The sequence below is a fragment of the Acinetobacter sp. WCHAc060006 genome, assembly GCF_004209135.1.
Classification (GTDB): Bacteria; Pseudomonadota; Gammaproteobacteria; order Pseudomonadales; family Moraxellaceae; genus Acinetobacter; species Acinetobacter cumulans.
Window position 1 is genome coordinate 141,920 of the sequence record NZ_SGSS01000003.1, and the last position, 26,461, is coordinate 168,380.

25 protein-coding genes are annotated in these 26,461 nt (G+C 42.0%); 11 read left to right on the top strand and 14 right to left on the bottom strand.

Translation table 11 applies throughout. The features are described from left to right. Window positions 1-40 precede the first annotated feature (40 nt). Window positions 41-1,180, top strand: a complete 1,140-nt coding sequence (gene thrC / locus EXE29_RS03325) for a threonine synthase (RefSeq protein ID WP_106983867.1) — start codon at window positions 41-43, stop codon at window positions 1,178-1,180. A gap of 104 nt (window positions 1,181-1,284) precedes the next feature. Here thrC and EXE29_RS03330 read toward each other — a convergent pair whose 3' ends face one another. Further along, window positions 1,285-2,334, bottom strand: coding sequence for a serine hydrolase family protein (locus EXE29_RS03330; RefSeq protein ID WP_130125643.1), 1,050 nt, complete (start codon window positions 2,332-2,334; stop codon window positions 1,285-1,287). Window positions 2,335-2,559: 225 nt separating this feature from the next. Between EXE29_RS03330 and gacA the strand changes: the two genes are divergently transcribed. From gacA to EXE29_RS03345, 3 genes are read left to right on the top strand one after another with little or no spacing between them, the layout of a single operon-like run. Further along, window positions 2,560-3,195 carry a response regulator transcription factor GacA gene (gene gacA, locus EXE29_RS03335; protein ID WP_106984092.1) on the top strand — a complete coding sequence of 212 codons (636 nt, stop codon included), beginning with the start codon at window positions 2,560-2,562 and terminating at the stop codon, window positions 3,193-3,195. A 20-nt stretch (window positions 3,196-3,215) separates the two neighbouring features. Then, window positions 3,216-4,784, top strand: coding sequence for a sensor histidine kinase (locus EXE29_RS03340; protein WP_120363872.1), 1,569 nt, complete (start codon window positions 3,216-3,218; stop codon window positions 4,782-4,784). A gap of 22 nt (window positions 4,785-4,806) precedes the next feature. Then, complete coding sequence (locus tag EXE29_RS03345) at window positions 4,807-6,222, top strand: sigma-54-dependent transcriptional regulator (protein WP_120363871.1); 1,416 nt, start codon at window positions 4,807-4,809, stop codon at window positions 6,220-6,222. Between the two features lie 3 nt (window positions 6,223-6,225). Here EXE29_RS03345 and EXE29_RS03350 read toward each other — a convergent pair whose 3' ends face one another. The 4 genes from EXE29_RS03350 to lptF all read right to left on the bottom strand — a co-directional run bounded on the left by EXE29_RS03350 (window position 6,226) and on the right by lptF (window position 11,268). Beyond that, the gene (locus EXE29_RS03350; protein WP_120363870.1) at window positions 6,226-7,398 is read right to left on the bottom strand and encodes a S41 family peptidase; all 1,173 of its coding nucleotides are present in this window, start codon (window positions 7,396-7,398) and stop codon (window positions 6,226-6,228) included. Window positions 7,399-7,420: 22 nt separating this feature from the next. Beyond that, window positions 7,421-8,968 (bottom strand): 2,3-bisphosphoglycerate-independent phosphoglycerate mutase, encoded by a 1,548-nt coding sequence (gene gpmI / locus EXE29_RS03355; protein ID WP_120363869.1) that lies wholly within the window; start codon window positions 8,966-8,968, stop codon window positions 7,421-7,423. A 124-nt stretch (window positions 8,969-9,092) separates the two neighbouring features. Next, window positions 9,093-10,163 carry an LPS export ABC transporter permease LptG gene (gene lptG / locus EXE29_RS03360; RefSeq protein WP_106983862.1) on the bottom strand — a complete coding sequence of 357 codons (1,071 nt, stop codon included), beginning with the start codon at window positions 10,161-10,163 and terminating at the stop codon, window positions 9,093-9,095. Window position 10,164: 1 nt separating this feature from the next. Next, window positions 10,165-11,268, bottom strand: coding sequence for an LPS export ABC transporter permease LptF (gene lptF / locus EXE29_RS03365; protein ID WP_106983861.1), 1,104 nt, complete (start codon window positions 11,266-11,268; stop codon window positions 10,165-10,167). A 159-nt stretch (window positions 11,269-11,427) separates the two neighbouring features. Here lptF and EXE29_RS03370 point away from each other — a divergent pair, with 159 nt between their 5' ends. The 4 genes from EXE29_RS03370 to EXE29_RS03385 all read left to right on the top strand — a co-directional run bounded on the left by EXE29_RS03370 (window position 11,428) and on the right by EXE29_RS03385 (window position 14,276). Next, window positions 11,428-12,876, top strand: a complete 1,449-nt coding sequence (locus tag EXE29_RS03370; protein ID WP_106983860.1) for a leucyl aminopeptidase — start codon at window positions 11,428-11,430, stop codon at window positions 12,874-12,876. Beyond that, window positions 12,869-13,276, top strand: coding sequence for a DNA polymerase III subunit chi (locus tag EXE29_RS03375; RefSeq protein ID WP_106983859.1), 408 nt, complete (start codon window positions 12,869-12,871; stop codon window positions 13,274-13,276). The genes EXE29_RS03370 and EXE29_RS03375 overlap by 8 nt, the downstream gene beginning before the upstream one ends. Window positions 13,277-13,312: 36 nt before the next feature. After that, the gene (gene blhA, locus EXE29_RS03380; RefSeq protein ID WP_106983858.1) at window positions 13,313-13,942 is read left to right on the top strand and encodes a cell division protein BlhA; all 630 of its coding nucleotides are present in this window, start codon (window positions 13,313-13,315) and stop codon (window positions 13,940-13,942) included. A 118-nt stretch (window positions 13,943-14,060) separates the two neighbouring features. Then, window positions 14,061-14,276: a hypothetical protein gene (locus tag EXE29_RS03385; RefSeq protein WP_106983857.1), complete on the top strand. Its 216-nt coding sequence runs from the start codon at window positions 14,061-14,063 to the stop codon at window positions 14,274-14,276. A 58-nt stretch (window positions 14,277-14,334) separates the two neighbouring features. On the opposite strand, the gene EXE29_RS03390 is transcribed toward EXE29_RS03385, so the two are convergent. The 7 genes from EXE29_RS03390 to glnK form a co-directional block, all read right to left on the bottom strand. Beyond that, entirely contained in the window at window positions 14,335-14,883 is a 549-nt protein-coding gene (locus EXE29_RS03390; protein WP_106983856.1) for a VTT domain-containing protein, read from the bottom strand. Between the two features lie 111 nt (window positions 14,884-14,994). Continuing rightward, window positions 14,995-15,654 carry a riboflavin synthase gene (locus EXE29_RS03395; protein WP_120363868.1) on the bottom strand — a complete coding sequence of 220 codons (660 nt, stop codon included), beginning with the start codon at window positions 15,652-15,654 and terminating at the stop codon, window positions 14,995-14,997. Window positions 15,655-15,678: 24 nt separating this feature from the next. Then, entirely contained in the window at window positions 15,679-16,977 is a 1,299-nt protein-coding gene (locus EXE29_RS03400) for a DNA adenine methylase (RefSeq protein ID WP_106983854.1), read from the bottom strand. Continuing rightward, the gene (ribD, locus tag EXE29_RS03405) at window positions 16,974-18,056 is read right to left on the bottom strand and encodes a bifunctional diaminohydroxyphosphoribosylaminopyrimidine deaminase/5-amino-6-(5-phosphoribosylamino)uracil reductase RibD (protein WP_106983853.1); all 1,083 of its coding nucleotides are present in this window, start codon (window positions 18,054-18,056) and stop codon (window positions 16,974-16,976) included. The genes EXE29_RS03400 and ribD overlap by 4 nt, the downstream gene beginning before the upstream one ends. A gap of 26 nt (window positions 18,057-18,082) precedes the next feature. After that, complete coding sequence (gene nrdR / locus EXE29_RS03410; protein WP_106983852.1) at window positions 18,083-18,541, bottom strand: transcriptional regulator NrdR; 459 nt, start codon at window positions 18,539-18,541, stop codon at window positions 18,083-18,085. A 152-nt stretch (window positions 18,542-18,693) separates the two neighbouring features. After that, complete coding sequence (locus EXE29_RS03415; RefSeq protein WP_106983851.1) at window positions 18,694-20,091, bottom strand: ammonium transporter; 1,398 nt, start codon at window positions 20,089-20,091, stop codon at window positions 18,694-18,696. 62 nt (window positions 20,092-20,153) lie between these two features. Next, a complete protein-coding gene (gene glnK / locus EXE29_RS03420) occupies window positions 20,154-20,492 on the bottom strand; it encodes a P-II family nitrogen regulator (RefSeq protein WP_004650081.1) in 339 nt (112 codons plus the stop codon). A 274-nt stretch (window positions 20,493-20,766) separates the two neighbouring features. Between glnK and EXE29_RS03425 the strand changes: the two genes are divergently transcribed. Both EXE29_RS03425 and EXE29_RS03430 read left to right on the top strand, forming a co-directional pair. Then, window positions 20,767-21,006, top strand: coding sequence for an accessory factor UbiK family protein (locus EXE29_RS03425; protein WP_120363867.1), 240 nt, complete (start codon window positions 20,767-20,769; stop codon window positions 21,004-21,006). 55 nt (window positions 21,007-21,061) lie between these two features. Further along, entirely contained in the window at window positions 21,062-22,546 is a 1,485-nt protein-coding gene (locus EXE29_RS03430; protein WP_120363866.1) for a YifB family Mg chelatase-like AAA ATPase, read from the top strand. Window positions 22,547-22,651: 105 nt separating this feature from the next. On the opposite strand, the gene EXE29_RS03435 is transcribed toward EXE29_RS03430, so the two are convergent. Continuing rightward, the gene (locus tag EXE29_RS03435) at window positions 22,652-23,416 is read right to left on the bottom strand and encodes a TorF family putative porin (RefSeq protein ID WP_106983848.1); all 765 of its coding nucleotides are present in this window, start codon (window positions 23,414-23,416) and stop codon (window positions 22,652-22,654) included. A gap of 372 nt (window positions 23,417-23,788) precedes the next feature. Beyond that, window positions 23,789-24,559: a TorF family putative porin gene (locus tag EXE29_RS03440; protein ID WP_120363865.1), complete on the bottom strand. Its 771-nt coding sequence runs from the start codon at window positions 24,557-24,559 to the stop codon at window positions 23,789-23,791. A gap of 569 nt (window positions 24,560-25,128) precedes the next feature. Here EXE29_RS03440 and EXE29_RS03445 point away from each other — a divergent pair. Next, on the top strand, window positions 25,129-26,439 hold the full coding sequence (locus EXE29_RS03445; protein WP_120363864.1) for an OprD family outer membrane porin: 1,311 nt from the start codon (window positions 25,129-25,131) through the stop codon (window positions 26,437-26,439). Window positions 26,440-26,461 lie beyond the last annotated feature (22 nt).

Sequence of the window (26,461 nt, forward strand, 5' to 3'; positions counted from 1 at the left end):
TCTCCCCTTACCAAGCTCTATACACAATTGGAACATCATCATGTCGAATGCCAATCGTTATACTGGTTTAGTTGACCGCTATCGCGACCGTTTACCAGTGTCTGCCACTACTAAAGCGATTTCTTTAGGTGAAGGTAATACCCCACTGATTAAACTTGCAAATATTCCGCGTTTAATTGGCAAAAATGTTGAAATTTATGTGAAGTACGAAGGCTTAAACCCGACTGGTTCATTTAAAGACCGTGGTATGACCATGGCGGTAACAAAAGCTGTTGAAGAAGGCTCAAAAGCAATTATCTGTGCATCTACAGGTAATACCTCAGCAGCTGCAGCCGCTTATGCTGCTCGCGCTGGCATCAAAGCATTCGTTTTAATCCCAGAAGGCAAAATTGCCATGGGTAAAATGGCGCAAGCAATGATGTATGGTGCTATCACCATGCAAATCCGCGGTAACTTTGACGATGGCATGCGCCTAGTGAAAGAAGTTGCAGACCAAGCACCTGTAACCATCGTAAACTCAATCAACCCATACCGTTTGCAAGGTCAAAAAACCATTGCTTACGAAATCGTTGATGAACTCGGTCGTGCACCAGACTACCACTGCTTACCTGTAGGTAACGCGGGTAACATCACTGCACACTGGATGGGTTATACAGAAGCTGTTGCAAACCAACCTGTAGGTGAGTTTGAACAAGTGATTTACGATGCGGCAACTGACGCCTTCACTGGCCCTAAACCAGAAGGTTTACCAGTGATGGTAGGCTATCAAGCATCTGGCGCCGCACCATTCCTACGTGGCGCACCTGTAGCAAATCCAGAAACAATTGCAACAGCAATTCGTATTGGTAACCCACAAAGCTGGAACCATGCAAAAGCAGTTGTACGCGATTCTCAAGGTTGGTTTGATGAACTGACTGATGCTGAAATTTTAGATGCACAGCGTATGCTTTCGATGTATGAAGGCGTATTTGTTGAGCCTGCATCTGCAGCATCAATTGGTGGTGCAATCCGCGACCTTAAAGCAGGTAAAATCCCTGAAGGTTCTGTGATTGTATGTACCGTAACAGGTAATGGTTTGAAAGACCCTGATACTGCAATCAAACAATGCTCTGATGCCGTAATGTTGTCAATCGATGCAACAATGGATCAAGTTCGTGATTCAATTTTGTCAAATATGTAATCACATATTTGATTGAATAAAGAAAACCCTGCACTAGCAGGGTTTTTTTATGGGCTAAATTTAGCCTAAAAATAAAAAGCTCAAGTTGAGTAAGAAGTTAAGCCTTAAATTCGTTTTGGTAACTGAGTTACCCAAGTCATTAAGCGCGTTGCATCATCTGTACGTGCTTGAGAGGTATCGGCTCCCAGTAACACAACAACAGCTGGACGATTATTTAATGTTGTATGCATCACAACACAGCGCCCTGCTTCATTGATATAGCCTGTTTTAGAAATATTAATATTCCAACCACCATTACGCACCAAGGCATTGGTATTATTGGATTTTAATACACGGTAGCCCAAGTTAAAGTCATAACTTGGTGTGGTAGAAAACTGACGGATTAAACCATATTGCGATGCTGTATTCACCAAAATCGCCAAATCACGCGCTGAAGCAACATTGCCCGGATGTAGACCTGTAGACTCTACATAATGCGTGCTGGTCATGCCCAATGAGCGCGCTTTGGCATTCATCGCGCTATAAAATGCACTACGACCACCCGGATAAGTACGTGCCAAAGCCGATGCTGCTGGGTTCTCTGACTTCATTAGCGCCAGTAACAATGCTTCTGCACGATTCATGCTATCGCCGGCACGTAAAGTCGAACTTGAGCTCTTACAGCCAGAACATGAAAAATCACCTTGCTGTAAGGTAATATTTTCAGACATGTTTAAGCGGGCATCTGAAATAACCACAGCAGTCATCAACTTGGTAATCGATGCAATAGAACGCGCAACATTACTGTTTTTACTGTACAGCACTTCGCCTGTTTGACCATCCATCACAATCGCCGCACGTGCATTAATGCTCGGTTGGTTGGCATAATTATTGGTATCCACAATACGTACCGTTTGTGACGGTGCATTTTGTGTCGTTACGCCATTCGAACTACGCACACTGGTGGTGATTTTGGTCGAACCCTGTGGTGATGGCTCATCTGTAGCAGATGAAACATCTTGATTTAAAAGTTGGCTGACATCATCAGATGACCAGCTCAAATTCGATTGACTCGTGTTTGGATTCATAATAATTTCAGCAAAGCTTACGGTGCTTATGCCAAATAAAAATGAAAAGCCCAACACGTGTGCGAATGATTTATTTAAATTCTTCACTTTTACTTACTCAACTCTATCTTAGTAATTTAGCTAAAAATTTGCCTATTACCATAAATATGCCTTACATTTAGGCACATAGCAGAACAATTTTTACCCACGACATTGTGTATCAAATATTTTCATCGTAGATAAGAATAGGATTGCTAATTTTGTCGTTTCATTGCAAGCTTATTTTGCTTTATGTAACAAAAAAGACATGTATAAAACAGAGGGAGAATGTCAGTGATCACAGTTTTGGTGGTGGACGATCATGAGTTGGTTCGTACAGGTATTTGTCGAATGTTAGAAGACCATGTGGATGTACAAGTGATTGGGCAAGCCGAATCTGGTGAAGAAGCGATTTCTCTGGTGCGTCAGCATCACCCCAATGTCGTACTTCTCGATGTGAATATGCCAGGTATTGGGGGTGTAGAAACCACACGACGTCTCTTACAAACAGCGCCTGATACCAAAGTGTTAGCCGTAAGTGGTCTTGCTGAAGAGCCTTATCCTTCCCTACTCCTAAAAGCAGGTGCGAAGGGCTATATCACCAAAGGTGCGCCTGTTACAGAAATGGTGCGTGCCATTAACAAAGTCATGCAAGGCGGTAAATACTTTAGTGCCGACATTGCAGAGCAATTGGCCAGCTCGTATTTATCTGACACTCAACAATCTCCTTTTGATGCACTTTCAGAACGTGAAATGCAAGTGGCGATGATGGTGGTCAATTGTATTAGCGCACAAGAGATTGCAGATAAGCTTTTTGTGAGTGTAAAAACCGTCAACACTTACCGTTACCGTATTTTTGAAAAATTAAATTTAGACAGTGACGTCAAATTAACTCACCTAGCCATTCGCTACGGCCTTATTAAACCTTAAAAAATACCAGTGCATCCTTTATGCCCCAGCCTTCTTATCATGCGGAATTAAATCAGTATCATCTCGGGCTGTGGTATAGCGCATATCGCTTCATTATCAGTACGGGCTTATTGCTGATTTTTATGCTGACTTATCGGCAGTTAAGTGTCGAATATCAGTATCCGCGCTTTTACTTATACGTCCTTAGCGCTTATGCATTAATCAGTAGCCTACAGTTTTTTTTAATGCGTGGCGTGCGTGCTTATATTCCAAAGCAACTGGTAAGCCTCTTTGTTGTCGATGTTACAGCGCTTAGCTTATTAACCTTGGCACTTGATGGTCCAAATTTACATATCAGCTTGCTGTTCGTAATTTGTATTTTTGCAGCTTCGCTTTTACTCAATGCACAAAAAGCTCTACTCATTACACTGATTGCCGTCATTAGTGTCGTTTACCAAGTATTTATTGGCTCCATTTTCGAGCTGACCTCACTGAAAAATATTGGTAATAGTGCTCTATTGGCCTTCTTATTTTTTGTGGTCTATGGAAGTGGACAAATTGCGATTCGTCGCTTCCAGATCATGGAAAATTTGAACTTTTCACAGTCCCTAGAATTAAACCAACTGCAAAATATTAACCGTTATATTTTAGAGCAAATTCAAACGGGCTATTTGGTGCTCGACCAAAACTGCCATGTGGTACTCAGCAACCCTGAAGCCTGTCATTTATTGGGCATTGCGCCGATGTATCGCTATGAAACACATCCACTGTATAAAACCCAACCCGACTTATTTGAGCTGATGAAATTTGAAGAACTGCCCGATGGCGATACATTCCAATTTCAATCCCAACAAAGTCGCTTTCATATTCATGTTCGGGTACAAAAACTGAATGTGCCGCACCAGACCTTAACCTTACTGGTCTTGCAGGATGCACAAAAAATTAATCAGCATGTACAACAGCTAAAATTAGCAGCCCTTGGTCAGCTTTCTGCCAGTATTGCACATGAAATCCGTAATCCATTGGCGGCCATCGTTCAAGCCAATGATCTATTTTTAGATAGTGATCCATCACAACAAAAACTATTACATAGCATGATTGCTAAACAATCGGTGCGTATTGACCGTATTGTGCAAGACACGCTCAATATGGTGAAAAATAAAGAAACGCGCCCAATACTGATTCCATTAAAACACTTTATGCCTCAGCTCATTCAAGATGATCTTTCGGATATTCAAGATAAAATTCAACTGAATATGCGAGAGCCTGTGGCGATTCACTTTGATGAAGGTCAATTGCGCCAAGTCCTGATTAATTTGGTGCGCAATGCCATCCGACATAATGACCCCAGCACACCGCATATCGAATTAAATATTTATACATATCAAAAATATATACATATTGATGTGCGTGATTTCGGCCTTGGTGTTGCAGAACATGATCGATCTGCATTATTTCAACCATTTTTCAGTACCGAAATCACAGGAACTGGTTTAGGATTGTACCTAGCGCACAGTTTTTGCGAAGCAAACCAAGCACAGCTCACCTACGTAGAACAAAAAGAACAAGGGGCCTGTTTTAGAGTTTCTTGCTTAGCCGTGACCGTTTAATCGATTTTATTTGGGGGGAAATATGGCAGAACAGCAACCATTGGTACTGTTGGTCGATGATGAAGAAGACTTATGTACACTCATGCAAATGTCTTTATCACGCATGGGGATTCGTACACACATTGCACACCGACTCAGTGAAGCTCGCCAATGCTTAACAGAACACCAATACGATGCCTGTTTAACTGACCTCAACCTTCCTGATGGTAATGGCTTACAACTGTTACAATGGATGAATGAGCACTGCCCAAGCCTGCCTGTAGCCGTTTTAACGGCGTATGGCAACATGGAAATTGCCATTGCAGCGCTCAAAGCAGGCGCTTTCGATTTTGTCAGCAAACCCATTAATCCAAAGCACTTAGAGCAACTACTACAAAAAGCACTCAATAAACCAATTCCTTCTACAGCACCACAAGAAGACACACTAGAATACAAAATGTTGATTGGACAATCCTTGCCAATTCAACAGCTTCGTATCACTTTGAAAAAAATTGCTCGCTCACAAGCACCTGTTTTTATTACTGGTGAATCAGGTACGGGTAAAGAAGTTGTCGCAAATTTGGTGCACCGCCTAAGTAATCGAAATGAAGGCCCCTTTATTGCCATTAACTGCGGTGCGATTCCGAGCGACTTAATGGAAAGTGAGCTTTTTGGCCATAAAAAAGGCAGCTTCACAGGTGCAACCCAAGATAAGCAAGGTCTGATTCAATCAGCACATGGCGGTAGTTTATTCCTCGATGAAATTGCGGAATTACCCCTAAGCATGCAAGTAAAATTGCTCCGCGCTGTGCAAGAAAAGCGGATTCGTCCCGTCGGTGCAGACCATGAAATTGATGTCGATTTCCGCATTATCAGTGCAAGTCATCAAGATCTAGATGGACTGGTGCAACAGGGTCGCTTCCGTCAGGATTTATTCTTCCGTATTCATGTGATGGACTTAGAATTGCCACCGCTTCGTGAACGTGGCAATGACATCTTGTTATTGGCGCAGCATTTTATTCAAAAAATTTGCTCAGAATGGGATATTAAAGCCAAGGCCCTCACAGAGCGCGCGCAAGATTTTCTACTCAATCAATATTATCCAGGCAACGTGCGAGAGCTACGCAATATCATTGAACGTGCCATCACGCTCAGCGATACAGATAATATCGATTTACCTCATTTGCAAAGTGCCCCACTACGCCGTAGTGCACCTGTGCTGGATCACACAGATGCCTCTCAGGCTGTTGCTATGGCCTCTGTTACCAGTATGCCATTAAAGAAACTGCCTGAAGAAGGACTAGAGCCTTATCTAGAAAATATCGAAAAAGAAATTCTACTGAATGCGCTCAATCTGACACACTGGAATCGAACCTTAGCTGCTAAAAAGCTGGGGATGTCATTTCGCTCTTTGCGCTATCGTTTAAAGAAATTTGGGCTCGATACCGACGAAGAATAAGTATTATTTTTTATTGAGCAGTTGCTCTGTCACATGCTCAAGATATTGCTGCTCACTCATCTCATGCTGTGGGTAGCTAAAATCAGGTTGCACCCCAATGTCTTCAATCATTCGACCATTGGGCGTGTAATACTGCGATACGGTCATTTGTAAAGCCGCACCGTTGGATAATGGAAAAAGCTTCTGCACTACACCTTTACCGTAGCTTTTTTCACCCACGACCCATGCTCGCCCATGCTCTTTTAACGCTGCCGTAAAAACTTCCGCTGCCGAGGCAGATCGACCATTAATTAAAATGCCCACTTTCATATTTTGAAATTCAAAGCTCGGTAAAGCTTGAAACTGCTGATCCCCTTCGGAGCGACTTCGCGTCGAAACAATCACGCCTTGGTTGAGAAATAAATCTGCCGTTTCTACCGCTGCCGACAATAAGCCCCCTGGGTTATTTCTTAAGTCAAATAAGATTGCTTTGACCTTCGACCCACTATGGCTTTCAATAATGCGTTTGATCTCATTGGCCGTGTCTTGCTGGAATACTTTTACCGTTAACACCAAAACCTGATTATTGAGTAAACGGGATTCAATATCGGTTTCAATTTTGGTATTACGCACAATATAAATTGGCTTACTGTGTGTGGTCAGTTGTAAGCTTAATGTTGAACCAATCGCCCCATCTAATAACTGTTTAACTTGTGCATGACTTAGCTTTTTCAGCTCTTGATCATCCATTTTGTACACAGCCATACCATTACTTAAACCCTGTTTTGCAGAGTCAGCATCTTTTTTGAGATTATGAATGACCCAGTGCTGCGCGATCGTGTCATAGTGCAAGTCAAAATCGACTGCTGCCAAATCGCCTTCGGTATATTGTAAAAGCTGTTTATAGTCTTCAGGAGAAAGATAACGTGAATAGCGGTCTAGACCACTGACCAAGCCTTGGATCGCTTGCTGAAACAGATCATCGTCTGATTTTTCTTTGAGATAATTGTCTTTAACAATGCCATAAATTTGAACAAATTGTTGTATGGATTCCACCGGAACTTCCATATTACTTTGTTCATAATCGCCATCAAAATCAAGGGCTGCTGACTTTTTGCCAACAGCCCATGTGGTATGACTAAAGCACATTAGAAGTGAGCCAAAAATTACCCCAGAAATCCAACGTGCTTGCGCCATACATCTACCCTTTCATCAATATTTATGCATCTAAATGAATTAGATTGCGACCTTGCATTTCAGCAGGAACTGGAAGCTTCATCAAGTGAAGTAATGTAGGCGCAACATCGGCCAAAACACCACCTTCCACAATCGTTGCTGACGTTGGGCCTGCATAGATGAATGGTACTAATTCAGTTGTATGCTGTGTATGTACCTGACCGCTTTGATAATCCTGCATTTGTTCAACATTACCGTGATCGGCTGTCACAATCATGTGACCTTGATTCGCCATGACTGCGTCGTACACACGACCTAAGCAAGTATCTACAGCTTCAACAGCTTTTACTGCAGCATCAAATACACCCGTATGACCAACCATGTCACCATTGGCATAGTTCACCACCAACAAGTCATATTCGCCTGAATTGATTGCAGCCACCAACTCATCTGTAACTTCGTATGCACTCATTTCTGGTTTTAAGTCATACGTAGCAACGCTTGGAGATGGAATCAAAATACGTTTTTCACCTGGATATTCATCTTCACGACCGCCACTAAAGAAGAAAGTCACATGGGCATATTTTTCAGTTTCCGCAATACGTAGCTGGGTTTTACCCAAGTTCGACAAGTATTCGCCCAATGAATTCACCAACGCTTCTGGCATGTATGCAACAGGTGCATCAATCGTCGCTTGGTAACGTGTCAACATCACATACTTAGACAATGCAGGTACAACTTTACGCTCAAAGCCTGCAAAGTCTTTTTCTACAAAGGCTTTGGTAATTTCACGTGCACGGTCAGCACGGAAGTTCATGAAGACAACGCTATCACCATCTTGAACTGGAGCTGCATCACCAATACGCGTTGCTTTCACAAATTCGTCTTTTTCATCAGCTGCATAAGCTAACTCTAGGCCTGCAACCGCAGTAGGGGCTGTACGTACAGCTTCACCTTCTGTCAACAAACGGTAAGCTTGTTCAACGCGATCCCAACGGTTGTCACGGTCCATTGCAAAATAACGACCGATTAAAGTCGCAATACGACCTTGACCTGGATATTGAGCAAACAATGCATCTAATTTTTCTAAAGATGGCTGTGCGCTGATTGGCGGTGTATCACGGCCATCTAAGAAAGCATGTAAATAGACTTTCGCACCACGTTTTAACGCAAGCTCAGCCATCGCCACAATATGGTCTTCATGCGAGTGTACACCACCTTCAGACAACAAGCCCATCAGATGGACTGCACCATTGGCTGCTTTGGCTTTTTCTACAGCATCCACCAGTACTTCATTTTCAAAGAAGGCGCCAGTACGAATGTCTTTGGTAATACGGGTAAAGTCTTGGTACAGCACACGGCCAGCACCCAAGTTCATGTGACCCACTTCAGAGTTACCCATTTGGCCGTCTGGTAAGCCAACGTCTTCACCAGAGCCAGAGATTAAACCATGCGGATGCTTTGCTTCCATCGCGGTTAAATTTTGACGTTGAGCTGCTAAAAAAGCATTGTCCTCAATCGCTTCACGATGACCCACACCATCCATAATGACTAAAACGTGAGGGATTTTGCGAGCACTTGCATCCGTCATAATTGAACACTCTTTTTCGTCTATAAATTAATCATGCTATCTTACCGAATTTTCGGTCAAGACTCTATGTTCAAGGCATGGTTAATGCTGTTCATGAACATAGATTTACCCGATTTTTCCTGATCTAACGTGCACGGTGGAGCAAATAACCACCACCCATAAAGATCAATACAATAGGAACAAATACGAACCATGCTGGAGATGGTGAATACACCAAGCTGGCATAACCTAAGAAATCCTGTAAATAGAAGAACCCTAGGCCTGTAAATAAGGCAATTACCAAACGAAAGCCCATTGACTGCTGACGTAAGGGACCAAAAATAAATGAGCAGGCAATCACTACCAAAGCAATTAATGCAAATGGAGAACCGACTTTTTGCCAAAATGCGAGCTGATAAGTTTTTGGAACTTGACTATATTCATGCATATAGCTCATAAAACTAATCAATTGGCTCGGTGAAAGATCTTCTGGATCAAGGGTCACCATGTGCACATATTTCGGCTGTAAAGCCAAAGACAAAGGGTGTTCAGCGTTTTTTGCTAAAGTGGCATCGCCATCTTTTAACACATCCATTTGTTGCACAGTGTTGAGTTTCCATGTGCCATTTGACACAAACTGGCCTTGCTCGGCTTCAATCGTGCCACGCAAGCGATATGCATTATCAAAATCAATGACTTGAATATTTTTAAGCTCACCTTTTGAGTTAGCATAATCCACATAAATAAAGCGTTGGCCTTCACGAGTCCAATAACCATTGACCTCGCCTAATTCTGCAACAGAGCGGTGGCTTTTCACCCCTTTGGCTTGCTCATTGGTATAAGGAATAATCCATTCACTTAATGCAAATGACAGCACCACCAAAATTAAAGCAGAACGAATCACCCATCCCACAATTCGCCAAAGACTCACCCCAACTGAGCGCATGACAATCAGTTCACTATTGGATGCCAGCGTACCTAAACCCAGTACTGCACCAATCAGAGCAGAAATCGGGAGGATTTCATTCAAATAATACGGCGCACCCCACAACACATAAATAAAGGCATCCCAAGCCCCATAATTCGGTTGCAGTGATCCTAATTCGCCTAAATAAGTAAATAAAACCTGCAAACTCGACAAAACGGCGGTTGCACCTAACATGGCAAGTGCAGTCGTTTTAGTCACATGTTTGGCAACAATACGGCGTGCTAACATTTTACGACCTCACTCGCTGAATCTGTTTCTTAATTTTAGGTGCCAATTTTTGTTTACGCGAAAAGAGTGCGGCTGCCACGGCGTACACCAACAGCACCAATGGATAAGCGAAGATGCCCATCTCCCCTTTCGATATTCGCGTTTTAATCGCCATAAGTGCAACAATTAAGCTGGCAAAAATTAGTAAAGCGGGGAAAAGTTTTAAGTAGCGTCCTTGGCGTGGGCTCACTTCAGATAAAGCGGTTGCTAACATCAATGCCACCACAATTGAAAATGGCACGAATATACGCCAACCTAACTCACTCGCAACTACAGCATCATCACGGCTATGCCACAGTTGTGACATCGGCAATGCTTCAACTTCAGTACTTTCAAATTGCGCTTCTTTGTTATTTTCTAAGCGTAAACGATAAGTTTGAAACTCCACTTGCGAATAACGTGGTCGCCCAGGGTAAATTTCATAACGACGCCCTTCGACCAAATCCACGACATTGGCGCCATCATTATCTTCAACATCCACACGAGTTGCTTCTTTGGCCAAAATAATCACGTCAGGTTTATCTGGTTTAGCTGAGCGCTGATAAAAGAAAATGTCTTTTAAATTTTTGCGGTCTTCAGATAAGTCACCTGCATAAATAGTATATGGCCCCGAAGGAATAAACTCTTTAGGACGGACCAAGTCAAAACCTGCACGTACTGCTTGTGTGGTGGTCAATGCTTCGAACTGACGTAATCCCCAAGGTGAGGCCCACATCATTAAAAACATTTGTGCTACCAGAAAAACCGCTGTCATTGGCACTAAAATTCGCGCCAATTGGTTGCGACTGACACCGCTACTATTCATGACGGCCATTTCATGGTCGACATACATACGCCCAAAAACCAGCATGAGCGCAATAAAAAAGCCCAGTGGAAGAATTAAGGTGAGAAATTCAGGTAAGCGATAACCAATAATGCTAAATAAAATTCCCGCATCCAAACGGCCTTGCGCTGCGACGCCAAAATACTTGATTAGCCGGCCGCCCATCATGATTAAGGTCAGTAAAGCAATCACTACCAAGGACGTCGACACAACTTGCTTGACCAAATAACGCCGAATAATCAAATTAATTCTTCCAGAAAATTGGGTAATAAAGACTAGCGCTATTTTACCCGAATGTTGAAAATATAAAACCTATACCCATGTTGCACATTGAAACTCTATTCATGAAAATGTTTCAATGGTTTAATGGTTTGCAAATTTTAAAAGGCATGAATTCCGCATATGAAACTCACTATTAATACGTCATTCCAAGAGAATGCGTCTAGCCAATTTTTGTTGATATTAGTAGATTCTGAGCAGCTTCAAAATGCTTCAACTTTATACAAAATCAATGACTTAGATAATATTATAGAAGCAGCACAATTTAAAGCAAGCTTCAATGAAAGTTTAGCGCTCAATGGTGTTGTCGCTGAAAGTCGCATGTGTAGCTTAGTGGGGCTTGCAAAATCGACTGAACTCAATCCTGCGAAACTCGCGAAATTAGCTCAAACGATTATCAAAACTTCACAAAAAAAATTCAAACAGATCAGTGTTGATATTTCAGCCTTACCACAAGAGCTACACTATTTATTTGCATTAAGCCTAACGCAAGCAGGCTATGCATTTGATGAATACAAATCGAAAAAAAATGAGTTTGCATTGGAGCAAGTGAATCTCATCACAGCATCAAGCCCACTGACAGACACACAGTTACAATTGGTACATGCCATCCAATCAGGTCAAAGCCTTGCACGTAACCTTGGCAACCGCCCTGGTAACATCTGCTTCCCAGAATATTTAGCCGATCAAGCCTTGGCGCTTGCTGCTGAATTTCCAGAGCTACTCAAAGTTACGGTACTTGATGAGCAACAAATTGCTGACCTTGGCATGGGTGCATTCCTTGCGGTAAGCAAAGGTTCAGATCGTCCAGGTCGTATTATCACACTTGAATATCAAGCACAGCGTAGTGAAGCACCTGTCGTTTTAGTGGGTAAAGGTATTACCTTTGATACAGGCGGCATTTCACTTAAACCAGGCGCTGGCATGGATGAAATGAAATACGATATGTGTGGCGCAGCCTCTGTACTGGGTACACTTCGTGCGCTCTGTGAAGCGAAACTGCCATTACATGTTGTCGGTGCGATTGCAGCTGCGGAAAATATGCCATCTGGCCACGCTACACGCCCAGGTGACATTGTGACTACAATGAGTGGCCAAACGGTTGAAATTTTAAATACCGATGCCGAAGGCCGTTTAGTGCTGTGCGATACACTGACCTATGTCAAACGCTTTAACCCTGCCCTTGTGATTGATATTGCAACATTAACGGGTGCATGTGTGGTTGCACTTGGCTCAGTACTTACAGGTATGTTCAGTTCAGATGATCAATTGGCTGCCGACTTAGTGGCTGCAGGTCAAACCGCATTTGACCGTGTATGGCGCATGCCAGTCATTGAAGACTACCAAGAACAACTCGACTCACCTTTTGCTGATATTGCCAACATTGGTGGCCCTAAAGCAGGTGCAGTGACTGCAGCATGTTTCTTGCAACGTTTTACACGTGACTACCGCTGGGCGCATTTAGACATCGCAGGCAGTGCATGGAACTCAGGTGCAAATAAAGGTGCGACAGGTCGCCCTGTGCCGTTATTGGTTCAATTCCTCGCAAATCGCGTTGTAACGAATGGCTAAAATTAGCTTTTATTTGTTTGAAAAGAGTCCCGAACGGCAGGTCGAAAGTGCCTGCCGTTTAAGTCGTAAAATCCTTCGTCAATCTGCACGTATTTGGTTTTACTGCAGTGACCAAGGCTTAAGACAACAGTTGGATGAACGCTTGTGGACTTTTGACGAAGCCAGCTTCATCCCGCATGGCATAGACCAACCCCATGCACCCGTGTGCATTTCAGAGCATTTGCCAGAGCAAGATGACTGGATTGTATTTAATTTTAACAATCAAGCGCTTGAACAATGTTCACATTTTAGTCACATTATTGAAATTATAGAAAATAATGACGACGCCAAAATAATTGGCCGTGAAAAGTTTAAACAATACCGTCGTTTAGGCATAGCACCACAAACCTATAAGCTTTAACACGACTTTTAATTACTCATACAAGGAGATGCTGCAATGGCATTAAATGTTGGTCCCGATTTTAAACAGCGCTGGTTAAACGTGCCTGATGCTGTACGTCAGACCTTTATTGATGACCTCAGCCGCATCTGTGATGTGCTGAAGCCAGAAAGTCAAATTCAGGAATGGCTGATCACCGACCAAAAGCAACAGCAAATGTCCTTTGAGATTATTGAAGAAGCTTATGCCAAGCGCAAAGCGGAATTAATTGAAGAAGCACGTTTGCGTAAACAGCTCGCACTTGAAAGAAAACTGGATAAAAAACGTGCTGAACAATTGGCTTATGTTGAACGACTGAAACAAGATGAAATTCGCCAATATGCTGAGCAGAGCCAAACCCTCGCGCTGATTCGTCAAAATATTGACCGTGAAATTCAGACTTATACGGCACGCTATCATAAAAACCCTGAAGGTATTGCCTTCAATTTTGCCCAAAACTTATCTATACCTGACCATGCCATGTTGTCAGAATTAGAAAGTGTTCGTGTTCGTTTAGAGCTTGAGGCAGACAGCCTGATTGAAAAGTCAGTCAATGCATTTCGTGCAGAACTCAAAGCTGCAGCCCAAGAAGAAATTGAATATATTTTAAAAAATTCAAATTTTTCAGATAAAAAAATTGAATCTTAAAATCAACTTAAAAAATTCTTTGGGATAGATTATTTGTCATCAAACTGACACATGATTGCAACAAGATGTTCATAGGCCAGCCTTAAGCCTGGCCACATCCTTTCATCAGGAGTCTAAAATGGACATCTTAAGCGACATTACTCAAAAAATTTCGGCATTGCCGACTGGGGAAACTTGGGAAATTTCGGCACGCTCACTATGGCTGAGCCACTCCGACTTTCACTCCATTCGTATTTTTTTAACACGTGAAGCTGAAAAAGGGTTATTTTCAATTCAAAATATTGACCACATGACATCTGATGCCACTGCATCACTGCAAGTCATCAAACATTAATACAGTAAAAAGCCTGCAACATTGCAGGCTTTCAATTTTTTGATCCGTCACCAATCCGTTAGGGAATCAGCTCCGCCACCGCCGAGACTGTATGACCTAAGCCATAACCAATTCCCAATAGCAACCCAATCCAAATCAGACCACCTACCACATTATAAAAGCTAAACATGGCAAAATTCATGTGCGCCGAACCTGCTGCAAAAGGTGCAAATGAACGTACAAACGGAACAAAACGTGCGACTAAAATGGTTTTGCCACCATGCTTCATAAAATAACGATTGGTTTTTGCTAAATATTCTGGCTTAAAGTAACGATTATGCTGATTGAAGTATTTGAGTCCCAATACACTTCCCGTGTAGTAATTCACGCTATATCCCAATACCGATGCAATAAACAAAAGTAGGATCATATAATGTAAATGTATTAGTTCTGTTGTTGAGCACAGCGCACCAATCGCCAGCAACAAACTGTCTCCTGGCAAGAAAAACATAAATACTGAACCAGTTTCTGCAAAAATCACCAAAAATAAAATGGCATAAATCCACAAACCGTATTGCTCTAACAGCATGGGCAACCATTGTTCTAAATTCAGTAAAAAATCAATCATCAACCCAATCCAATTTCTGCAATCACGTTCATCACGAGCGCATTATGACCTAAAATAAAAAAAACAGTCCAATTTTTCAATCAAACTGTTCGTTTTTACCGCTTTATTTTTTTATCTTAGGAAACCATTTTCAGCCAAAAAATCGAGACTAATTTTAGATTCTGCCTTGGCTTCTGCTGCTTTATCTCCCAGCAATAAGCGCTCAATATAACGTGCCAACACATCAACTTCTAAATTCACACGCGTGCCTGCTTTCCATGTACCAATATTGGTACGCTCAGCAGTATGTGGAATTAAATTTAAACTCAATACATTGCCATTGAGATGATTGATGGTCAGGCTAATACCATCGACTGTAATTGAACCTTTTTCTGCTAAATATTTTGCCACTTCAGCAGGTGCAGTCACTTCAAAATACAATGAGCGTGCATCTGAGCGTACTAAGGTAATTTCACCGACGACATCAACATGACCAGAGACAATATGCCCGCCAAAACGCGTGGTCGGAAGCATTGCTTTTTCAACATTCACAGGCTGGCCTACTTGCCATGCGCCCAAAGTTGTTCGATTCAAACTTTCACGTGAAACGTCGGCTGCATACCAATTTGAGCCCCAATCAATGACGGTTAAGCAGATCCCATTGGTTGCGATTGAATCGCCTAAATGCACATCCGACATATCCAATTCAGTTTGAATGCGTAAACGTACATCGCCCCCAACATTTTGGATACTTTCGACCTGACCTAAACTTTCAATAATGCCTGTAAACATACGCTTCTCTAAATTGTATTTGTTTTACCACAATGCCAATTGTGTGCTGACATCGGTTGTATCTACCCCGCCAAGCTCTGCAAAATGATGCAACTGCCCAAGTAATTGGCGTATTGGTGGGCCTGACTTTGCATGCGTATCTGTAATCACAATAAATTCCAGTACACGTGCACGCTCAGACTGACGCTGTTTACTCACACGATAACGTGGTACATCTTGTGTTAATAAGGTCACACGGCCACGTTTTAAATTGGCTTGCAACAAGTCTGTCGCACTAATATTTCCATCCGTTGAATAGCTAGTCAAAATATAACGTGCATTAATTGTTTCGACTAATTTTTCATAAGCTTCTTGGGCATGCTTAGACGAGTTATAGGGACTCGGACGCTCTTTACGCCATGCACGGTCAATACCACTTTTAAAGCCTTTGGTATCTGGTGTAGGTAAATCTACCTGATCCCACAAAGTCAGCGCATTAAGTACATGATAGTTAGAACTATACGCATGTTGGTTATAAGGTGGATCTAAATAAGCCACATCCACTTCAAAGCCACTCATTTGATTTGCCAAATGTTGTGCATCAACACACCACATCTCAGCGGCAGGCTTTTTCGGATCACCCAATTCACAAAAACGACTTGGCGTTAACCACAATAAAGATTCAATACGCTCTAATGCAGTCTGTGTTTTACCGCCCCAACCATGGTGGAAGCTTTTAAACACCCCTGAAGTATTTGATACAAAACTTGCCGAATATAATAAAGGCGCCAACAGTGCCGACATTTCGACGTCATTAATTGCACCTTGAGTTTGCCAAGTGGCAATTTGCTGGCGAATAGCATCAATACGCATACCATTACGGCGTTTAAAGAACAAACGGTCACGGCTAGGATCGTAAATCTCATCATTACGCGGGCACAAATTATGCGTCACCCAACCCTTCACTTCAGGTAGGCGATTAAGATAATCAATAGCTTTTTGATAGCCACCCAATTCTTTAAATGTAGGTGCTTCAACGCAAGATAATACTGCGCTATTTAATGCATGACTATATGGTTCCCAGTCATTGGCAATCACACGATAACCATTTTGTCGTGCTAAGCGTGAAACTACACCTGAGCCTGCAAAAAAATCGGCAAAAATAGGTGCTCGACCATCTTCACGATTCAATGTGCCTGTTTGCTCAAGGGCTTCTAAAATCAAATGCAGTAAACGACGTTTGTTCCCTAAGTACGGCACCAATTGATGAAAAAGATATTCATCTGTGGTACGTGCTGCATGGCGACGTTTATGATAAACCGTAGACGTAGACTCTGTACTCATACTGACTCTGGAATAAGGCTCAAGCGAACATCTTGACCGAATTGGGCAACATGTTTGAGCTTAAAGCGAAGTTGTTCTGCCATCACACTAAATTCAGCATTAAACATGGCACGTGCTGACGACCCTAAAAAGGTCGGCGCAACATAACTAATAATTTCATCTACCAGTTTTTCTTGTAAAAAGGCAGTCGATAATGTTGCACCTGCTTCTACCAACACGTCATAAATTTGATACTGCTGCGCAAGAAGCGAGATTAAATCCGTTAAAGGTTGAACCTCGATTTGTTCTACACCTAAATCTGCAAGTTCCTGACGATATGGCCCCATGACCATTAAAGTTTCAGGCTGTTCACATAGTTTAGCCGTTAAAGCTAAGCGACCTTGACGGTCTAAGACTAAACGCTTGGGTTGTACAACTGTGTTGAGATCTATATCTGCTGATAATTGGCGTACATTTAACTGGCAATCATCCGCCAATACCGTTTCAATTCCTGTAATGACCACACCCGAAATTGCCCGCCAATGTTGTACATCTAAGCGTGCTTCTGGGCCTGTAATCCACTTTGACTCACCCGAAGCCATCGCAGTACGACCATCCAAACTCGATGCAACTTTCAAACGTACATAAGGCTGACCTGTCGCCATGGCTTTCAAAAAGCCCAAGTTAAGCTGGTGGGCTTCTGCTTCACATACCCCAACTTCAACCTCAATACCCGCATCTTTTAAAATTTGAACGCCTTTACCCGCAACCAATGGATTCGGGTCTGGACAAGCCACAACTACTTTTGCAACACCTGCTTCAACCAAACCTTTGGCACATGGAGGCGTACGTCCAAAATGCGCGCAAGGTTCTAGAGTCACATAAGCCGTCGCACCTTGGGCTAAAGCGCCAGCTTCACGCATGGCAAACACTTCTGCATGCGGTTGCCCCGCTTTAGGATGAAAACCTGCACCCACCTGCTGGCCGTCTTTTACCAATACACAACCAACATTGGGATTTGGGCGTGTCGAGTATTGCCCAAGCTGTGCCAATGCAATCGCACGTTGCATCCATATTTGGTCTGGGCTCAGCTCTGACATGTTGTGCGTATTCCTATATCTTTCACTTACTGATCGCGGTGTTGCATCTGTTCGATTTGACGACGAAATGCTTCCACATCTTGGAAATCTTGATAAACCGATGCAAATCGTACATAAGCCACATGATCTAAGGCAAATAAAGACTGCATGACAATTTCACCAATGGTTCGTGATTTCACATCTCGCTCGCCTAAACGACGAATTTGCAGTTGAATGTCACTCAATACTGTTTCAATTTGTTCTTGAGTCACGGGACGTTTTTGTAAAGCATGTAGCAATGAGCGTCTTAATTTGGCCTCATCAAAAGGCTCATTTTTACCATCTGACTTAATAACACGTGGCATAACCACTTCATAACTTTCAAAAGTCGTAAAACGCTCGCCACAACAAATACATTCACGGCGTCGGCGAATTTGACAGCCTTCAGCAGCCAAGCGCGAATCAATCACTTTACTGTCTGCAGCGTTGCAAAATGGACAATGCATAGCGGGTTAATTGAACAATTTTGAATGGCCTCAGAGTGTAGCAAAAATTCTGAGCTTTGTAGAGCATTACGCAACATATAGAAAAAAAACAGCCCTTTCGGGCTGTTTTACACAATATATTGATATTAGATCATCAGTATAATGTCGAATTATTATTCTACACGTTCGCCATGTTGGCTTAAGTCTAGACCCATGCGTTCGTCATCAGCTTCAACGCGGATACCAATCACAAGATCAATCACTTTAAGAATAATGAATGTTAATACTGCAGAGTAAGCGACGGTTGCAAGTACACCTTCTACTTGTACCCATAATTGATGCATCACGTCTGTTGGTGCTTTATCGCCCATGATGAAAGAGCTGGCAAAGAATGCTGTCAAAATCGCACCCACAATACCGCCTACACCGTGCAAACCAAATGCATCAAGTGAATCGTCGGCTTTTAATACGCGTTTTAATGCGGTAATACCCCAGAAGCATACTACACCACCAATCAAGCCCATTGCTAAGGCACCGCCTACAGTGACAAAACCTGCAGCTGGTGTAATCACCACTAGACCTGCAACCGCACCAGATGCACCACCAAGTACCGATGATTTACCACGAACCACTTTTTCAGTGATGAGCCATGCAATAGCTGCTGCTGCTGCTGCCACTTGTGTCACTACGAGTGCATAACCAGCTGAACCATTTGCACCTAATGCAGAACCACCGTTAAAACCAAACCAACCCACCCAAACTAAGCTTGCACCAATCACAGTTAAAGTTAAGTTGTGTGGTGCCATAGATTCACGACCTAGCCCCATACGTTTACCGAGCATGTATGCAGCCACTAAGCCTGCAACACCCGAGTTAATATGAACGACCGTACCACCAGCAAAGTCAAGCGCACCATCGTTACCTAACCAGCCACCACCCCACACCCAGTGTGTAATTGGGGCATAAACGATTACACTCCAAAGCGTAATGAACGCAACGAATGCACCAAACTTCATACGTTCTGCAATCGAACCGCTAATAATTGCAACGGTAATGATGGCAAACGTCATTTGGAAAATAACAAATAGAATTTCAGGGATTGTGCCTGTGAGTGCATCAGTGGTAATGCCTGAAAGCATCATTTTATCTAAACCACCAATGAAGGCATTTCCTGAGCTAAATGCGAGCGAATAACCAATAACAACCCATGTTAAGCTTACGATGCCAGCTGCTACAAAGCTATGTGCCATAGTGCTGAGTACGTTCTTTTTACGAACCATACCACCGTAGAATAATGCTAAACCTGGAATAGTCATTAATAAAACAAGTGCAGTAGACACTAAAATCCAAGCCGTATCACCTGTGTCCAGTTTTACTTCTTCTTTTGCTGGTGCTGGTGGAACTTCCACCGGTGCAACGGTTTCAGCGACTGGTGCCGCTGAAGTAGCCTCAGTTTCTACAACTGAAATTTCTTCTGTAGGTGTCGGCGCTGTTGCAGCTTCTTCAGCCCACGCAACAGAACCGCCTAAGAGTGCGCCAGATAGACTGAGCGCAAGCAACATCTTTTTCATTCGTATCCCCCAACCTAGTTTTTGTGAGTTATTAGGTACTCAGCAAACTTCGTGCCAATTAATTAGACAGCGTCAGCACCTGTTTCGCCGGTACGAATACGGATAACTTGTTCTAAGTTAGTCACGAAAATTTTACCGTCGCCAATTTTACCTGTGCTTGCAACACGGGTAATTGATTCAATCACTGAATCAACCATTTCATCACTAATCGCAATTTCAATTTTTACTTTAGGTAAAAAATCAACTACATACTCAGCACCACGGTACAATTCAGTATGACCTTTTTGACGGCCAAAACCTTTGACTTCAGTTACCGTGATCCCTTGAACACCAATTTCAGACAATGCTTCACGCACGTCATCTAATTTGAATGGTTTTACAATAGCAGTTACAAGTTTCATGTTTGTTTTCCTTCGGCTTATTTCACCTGTAAGGTTTTATGTTCAATTTTCATGCCAAAGTTACTAAGGTCGGGGGAAAATAGAAACTTTGAACACGAAGCTTATGTATAACCTATTTTATACGTTTAATTGCGTCTTGAACGCGAAAATTAGACGTTTTTACCATAAGAATTACGATTTTAAGTATCGATTCATACGATATAATCGGCCGAAGGCTATAGCCGAACCAGTGTGAATGCTACACTCGCTATTTTATGATTGGATTAGACATAAAATGATTGAAACCTTATTACAAGCTATTCTTGAGCAAATTGAACAACCCAAAAAAGATATTGAACACAATATACGAGCACTATTAAATGAAACTGTCAGCAAAATGGATTTGGTCTCACAAGCAGAGATTGAACGCCAACGTACAGCTTTAAATCATGCAAATTCACGCTTAGATGCCCTCTTGGCACACGTTGAGCAACTCGAAAAAGAATTACAGAACAAAAAAATAAGCACCAAATAGGTGCAGCAACAGACGCATAATGATTAAAAAAAACGCACTATAATGGAACAACAATATGTCTTTTGCCAAAATCTATACCCGAGGGCTCTTGGGCTTACATGCACCTTTAATTGAAGTAGAAGTGCATTTGAGTCAAGGCTTGCCCTCTTTAACTATTGTGGGACTACCAGAAGCCGCTGTTCGTGAGAGTAAAGACCGCGTCCGTTCTGCCATTATCAATAGTGGTTTTCAGTTTCCAAACAAGCGACTAACGATTAATTTAGCCCCAGCAGATCTCCCCAAAGATGGCTCTCGTTTAGACCTTCCGATTGCTTTAGGGATTTTGATTGCCTCTGGTCAATTGCCTGAACAGGCTGCAGAGGGGCTAGAATTTGTTGGCGAGTTGGCCCTCGATGGCCATTTACGCCCAATTACAGGCATCTTAAGTATCGCTATTGCCTGCCAACAACTGGGACATCCACTCATTGTGCCCCAACAAAATGCCGCTGAGGCTGCGCAGCTCCCTAATTTTGAAGTCTTTGCTGCAGGGCATTTAAATGAAGTATGTGCACATCTGGCCCAAAAAGCACCCATTACCGCCTATACAGCACCGAGAACATCCATTATAGGTCAATACAATTTTGACTTGGCCGATGTTAAAGGCCAACTTCGCCCACGACGTGCCCTCGAAATTGCCGCTGCAGGTGGACATTCATTATTGTTTAAAGGTCCACCAGGCACTGGAAAAACCCTATTGGCTTCACGTTTGGCAAGCATATTACCGCCACTGAATATGCAGGAAAACATTGAAGTCGCCAGTATTTATTCTATCGCCAATAGTCAGCATCATTTTGGACAACGCCCCTTTCGAGCCCCACACCATACGGCATCTGCAATTGCCTTAGTGGGAGGTGGTTCAAACCCAAAACCTGGGGAAATTACCTTGGCACATCTAGGGGTACTTTTTTTAGACGAACTCCCTGAGTTTGACCGCAAAGTCTTAGAAGTTTTAAGACAACCGCTGGAATCTAAAGAGATTGTCATTTCACGGGCATCACGCCAAATTACCTTTCCAGCCAACTTTCAGTTGGTGGCTGCCATGAACCCTTGCCCATGTGGTTATGCATTTAACCAAGATGCGCGTTGCCAGTGCTCACCCGATGCAATTAAACGCTATCAAAATCGGATTTCTGGGCCTTTACTCGACCGCATTGATCTGCATATTGATGTACCACCACTACATGCACATGAGTTAAATAATCAACAAGCTGTAGAAAACTCGACCACAGTTCGCGCACGTGTATTACAAGCCTACGAATATCAAATACAACGGCAAAATACGGTGAACATGGCACTTAGCCCTAAGCAATTAGAACAATTTGCCCAGCTGGATACGGCAGCGCAAAGCATCATGGCTATGGCCCAACAACGACTCAATTTATCGGCACGGGCCTATCATCGTGTTCTACGCGTTGCACGTACCATTGCAGACCTCGCACAGGCCGAGCAGATTCAAACGGCGCATTTAACAGAAGCCTTGTCCTATCGCAGTCCATCCTAATCAATCTTTGCTTAGCAAAAATACAATGCTAAAAAAGCCCTGAATACACAATGTATTCAGGGCTTTTGTTATAACTTATTAAAAGCTAGTTTACGCTGAGCTTTATTAGAAAGTCTTCGTTAGCGTAAATACTGCACCAGTTTCTACGCCACGCTCTTGAGCATGTGTGAAACCTTTAGTATCAATGTTTGTGCCCACTGCTGCCAATTCAGCCGTAGCACCTGGAATAGACTTAAAGCCATAGTTCACACCGACTTTCCAATCGATGTAATTATCATCGCCATTGAATGAATATTTTTTCTCATCATTTACAACAGTATAGCCAACACCTGCCACAGCGCCAAAGCCCGTATCACCAATGGGTGCCGAATAACCTGCAGTGAAATTCCAGCTACTGGTGTCGAATGCAGCATAATCATTGGTATAGTTAATGTTGGTGAGTAAGCTATCGCCCGACGTAAATACATCAGCAAAAGTTAATTTTCCATATAACTCCGCCCAATTTAAATCGCTTGCGCTTGGGTAGTTATAATAAACCACACCTACATCCAATACTGGCTTACTGCTAAAGCTTTCTAAAGTTGTTGCATAACCAATAGAAGGATCTAATTCTAAGCTTGGCGTACCTGAACCAAAGTTCACGCTTGAACCCCAAAGGCCAACATAAACACCTGACTCATGCGCTAAAGTAAAGCCTGCTTGTAATGCTGGATCTGTTTCTGTTTGTGTAATACCGCGGAAACGATAATCTGTTGTGATCGCTGCATTACCGCTAAAAGATAGACCAAATGGCATTGCAGCTTTATCTTCTGCCAATACAGCGCCAGATGTTGTTGCCAATACAGATACAGCTAATAGTTTTTTTAACATTTTAAATCCCCACCCGATTTTATTTTGAATACTCAACAGGGATTAGCAAGTGCTGTGCCAACTTTGAGTTCATAAATCTCAGCTCAGCATTCAAGTTGTTCTTTGAAATAAATAAAATATTGTTTTTTATTATTATTTATATAAAAAAATAAATCTTAATATCTAAAATCATATTTTTTCGATGCATCCATTTGGATAAGTCGACCAAAGTTTCAATGCGATGACAACATGTAACTATTTATATATTAAAGCGCCTTTAATGCACACTTTTTCATCAAAGTGTTGTAAAAATGCATAAAAAAAGTGCATAAATTCACATTTATGCACTCTACGCTCAAAAGCAATATGTTTTAGTCACATCATCGTTATGAACTAAAAATTATAGTTCAGGCCAACCAAGGTTGGATTATCAAATTTCTCACCCATACGATCTTTGCCTCCCCACACTTGTTCAACAAAAACGTCTGCACCTGTACTGCCTAAAGCTTTGCTTAAGCCTAAGCGAGCTTCATTAAAGCGGAAGCTTTTGCGTGTTTCTACAAAATCATCATCGCCATGATCATTATAAATGTAGGCAGCCACTAATGCTTTTGCAGTAACATCATAAGGAAGCGCATATTGATAACCCGCACTGACATATACATCGCCAGCATTGCCGTAATTCACATCAGATAGCAACACGCCTAAACCTAAGCTGAGGTCTTGGTAATTCAGTGTATTATTCAACTCTATGCCTGTGGTACGGCGCTTCGATGAACGATCATCGTTATAAACTGAACCACCGCCCTGATAAATATAAGCAGTTACTTGGCTACTATAGCTCCATTGATCATTTAATTGACCGCCATAGCCAATATAAACATCGTGTTCAAAGCCACTGTTTTGTGTTTCATCTGTGGGATCATAGCCCAACATTGAACCCCAATATCCCACAAATACACCACTTTGATGATCATATTGCACACCACCTTGTAGTGTCACATCATCATTTTCTTCACCACCACGGTAAATATATTTATTTACCACAGATACACTGCCTGAAATCGCATGAGGCTCTGCATCCGTCGTTTCTGCGGCCAAGCTTGGAAGTGCGTAAAATGAAAGTGCAATACATAACGCACGGCGTGGTGAAATGAATGGCATGATAGAGTCCCCCCAAATATTCAAATGTGCTATCGCATTTTTTCGTATCAATTTTCGTGCGAATTCTATTCTCACTTTACCATTGAGTAAAGTTCAGCAATTAAAAACAGCCTTGATATTTATAACAAAGCTTTAGATTTTTAATGCTGGTGCGAATATGAGTACAGATTTTAATGATTTATTTTATGTTATTTATCTCTATTTATTGAATACACGCTATGATTTAAATCATGGCGTTAAATTTTATTAAATATTCAATTTTTATTTTATAAAAATAGGATTAAGCAAAAAATTCAATACCTTATCAGTCACTCTATAGCTTAGTCGTCCCAGCAATGATAAGACTTACAAACCAGCGACTATTAAGCTCAATTATCTTTATGTTTTTACTCATTATTAAAAAAACATTTCCAATCTTTCTAATAGCTTAGAAATATCACAAATACTTCTTATCTAAAAAATGCATGACTTTAGTTGTATAAATTCAATAAAAGTAATGTATTTTTATAGAATACTTATACAATCGACATACCTTTTCACAACACTTTTTTGCATGAGGCTCTCTCCCAATGCTCAAATCAAAACAATTGACACTGGCTTTACTTGTAAATGCCTTTTTAATCTCCTCTGTATACGCGAGCAAACAAAGCGAAGCTAAAGGCTTTGTAGAAGATGCTGAAGGTACTGTGCTGTTCCGTACTGGTTTTATTGACCGTGACAAAAAAAATGGCGTACAAGATACCCGTTCTACAGCAGAATCAGCTATTTTCAATTTAGAGTCTGGCTATACTAAAGGCATCGTCGGTTTTGGTGTTGGCGTTGTTGGTGATGCATCCGTTAAATTGGGCGATAATAAACATGCAGGTAACGGCATGATTCCACGTGAAACAGGCCTAAATAGCAAAGGTCAGTTAACTAAAGGGGCTGGCGATACTTACGATCATTGGGCACGTGGTGGCGCAAATGTAAAAGCACGTTTTTCAAATACTGAAGTGCGTTACGGTACTCAAGTGTTAGACCTGCCTGTATTGGCCAGCAACACTGCGCGTATGGTACCTGAATACTTTGAAGGTACTTTAATTAAAAGCCGTGAAATTAAAAATTTAGAAGTTATTGCGGGTAAATTTACCAAAAACCAATACTCAGACCAAATCAGCACAGATGCCCGTCATTTGGACAGCGCTGTCGTTTGGGGTGCTAAATATAAGTTTGATGATCAACTGAATGCATCTTACTATGGCATGGATTCTAAAAATAAACTCGATCGCCATTACATCAATGCCAACTATACAATTCCTTTAGCTGAACAACGCTCTTTAACTTTAGACTTTAATGGCTATCACACAGAGTGGGACAAACAAGCAAGTACTTACTCATCTACAATTGGTAATGAAAATGTTGATGACCGTAGCAACAGTATTTGGTCACTTGCTGGTACGTTGAACCAAGGTGCTCACTCTGTAATGTTGGCTTACCAACAAAACACGGGTAACACAGGTTATGACTACGGCGAAAATGCTGATGGTGCGCAATCAATTTACGTTGCAAACTCATACTTATCAGACTTTATTGGTAACCACGAAAAATCAGCGCAAGTTCAATACAATTTGAACTTTGCTGACTATGGTATTCCTGGCTTGAACTGGACATCTGCTTATGTTTATGGATGGGATATTAAAGTTGCAGGCACTACAGAAGAAGGGAAAGAACAAGAGTTCTTCAACCAAGTGAAATACACAGTTCAATCTGGCTTTGCTAAAGATGCAAGCTTGCGTCTACGCAACTCAATCTATCGTGCAAATAATGCATACGATGGCGCATATATCGGTGACACCAATGAATGGCGTATCTTCTTAGACATCCCTGTAAAACTTTTCTAAGTTTGCAGCCTGTTTAAGATAG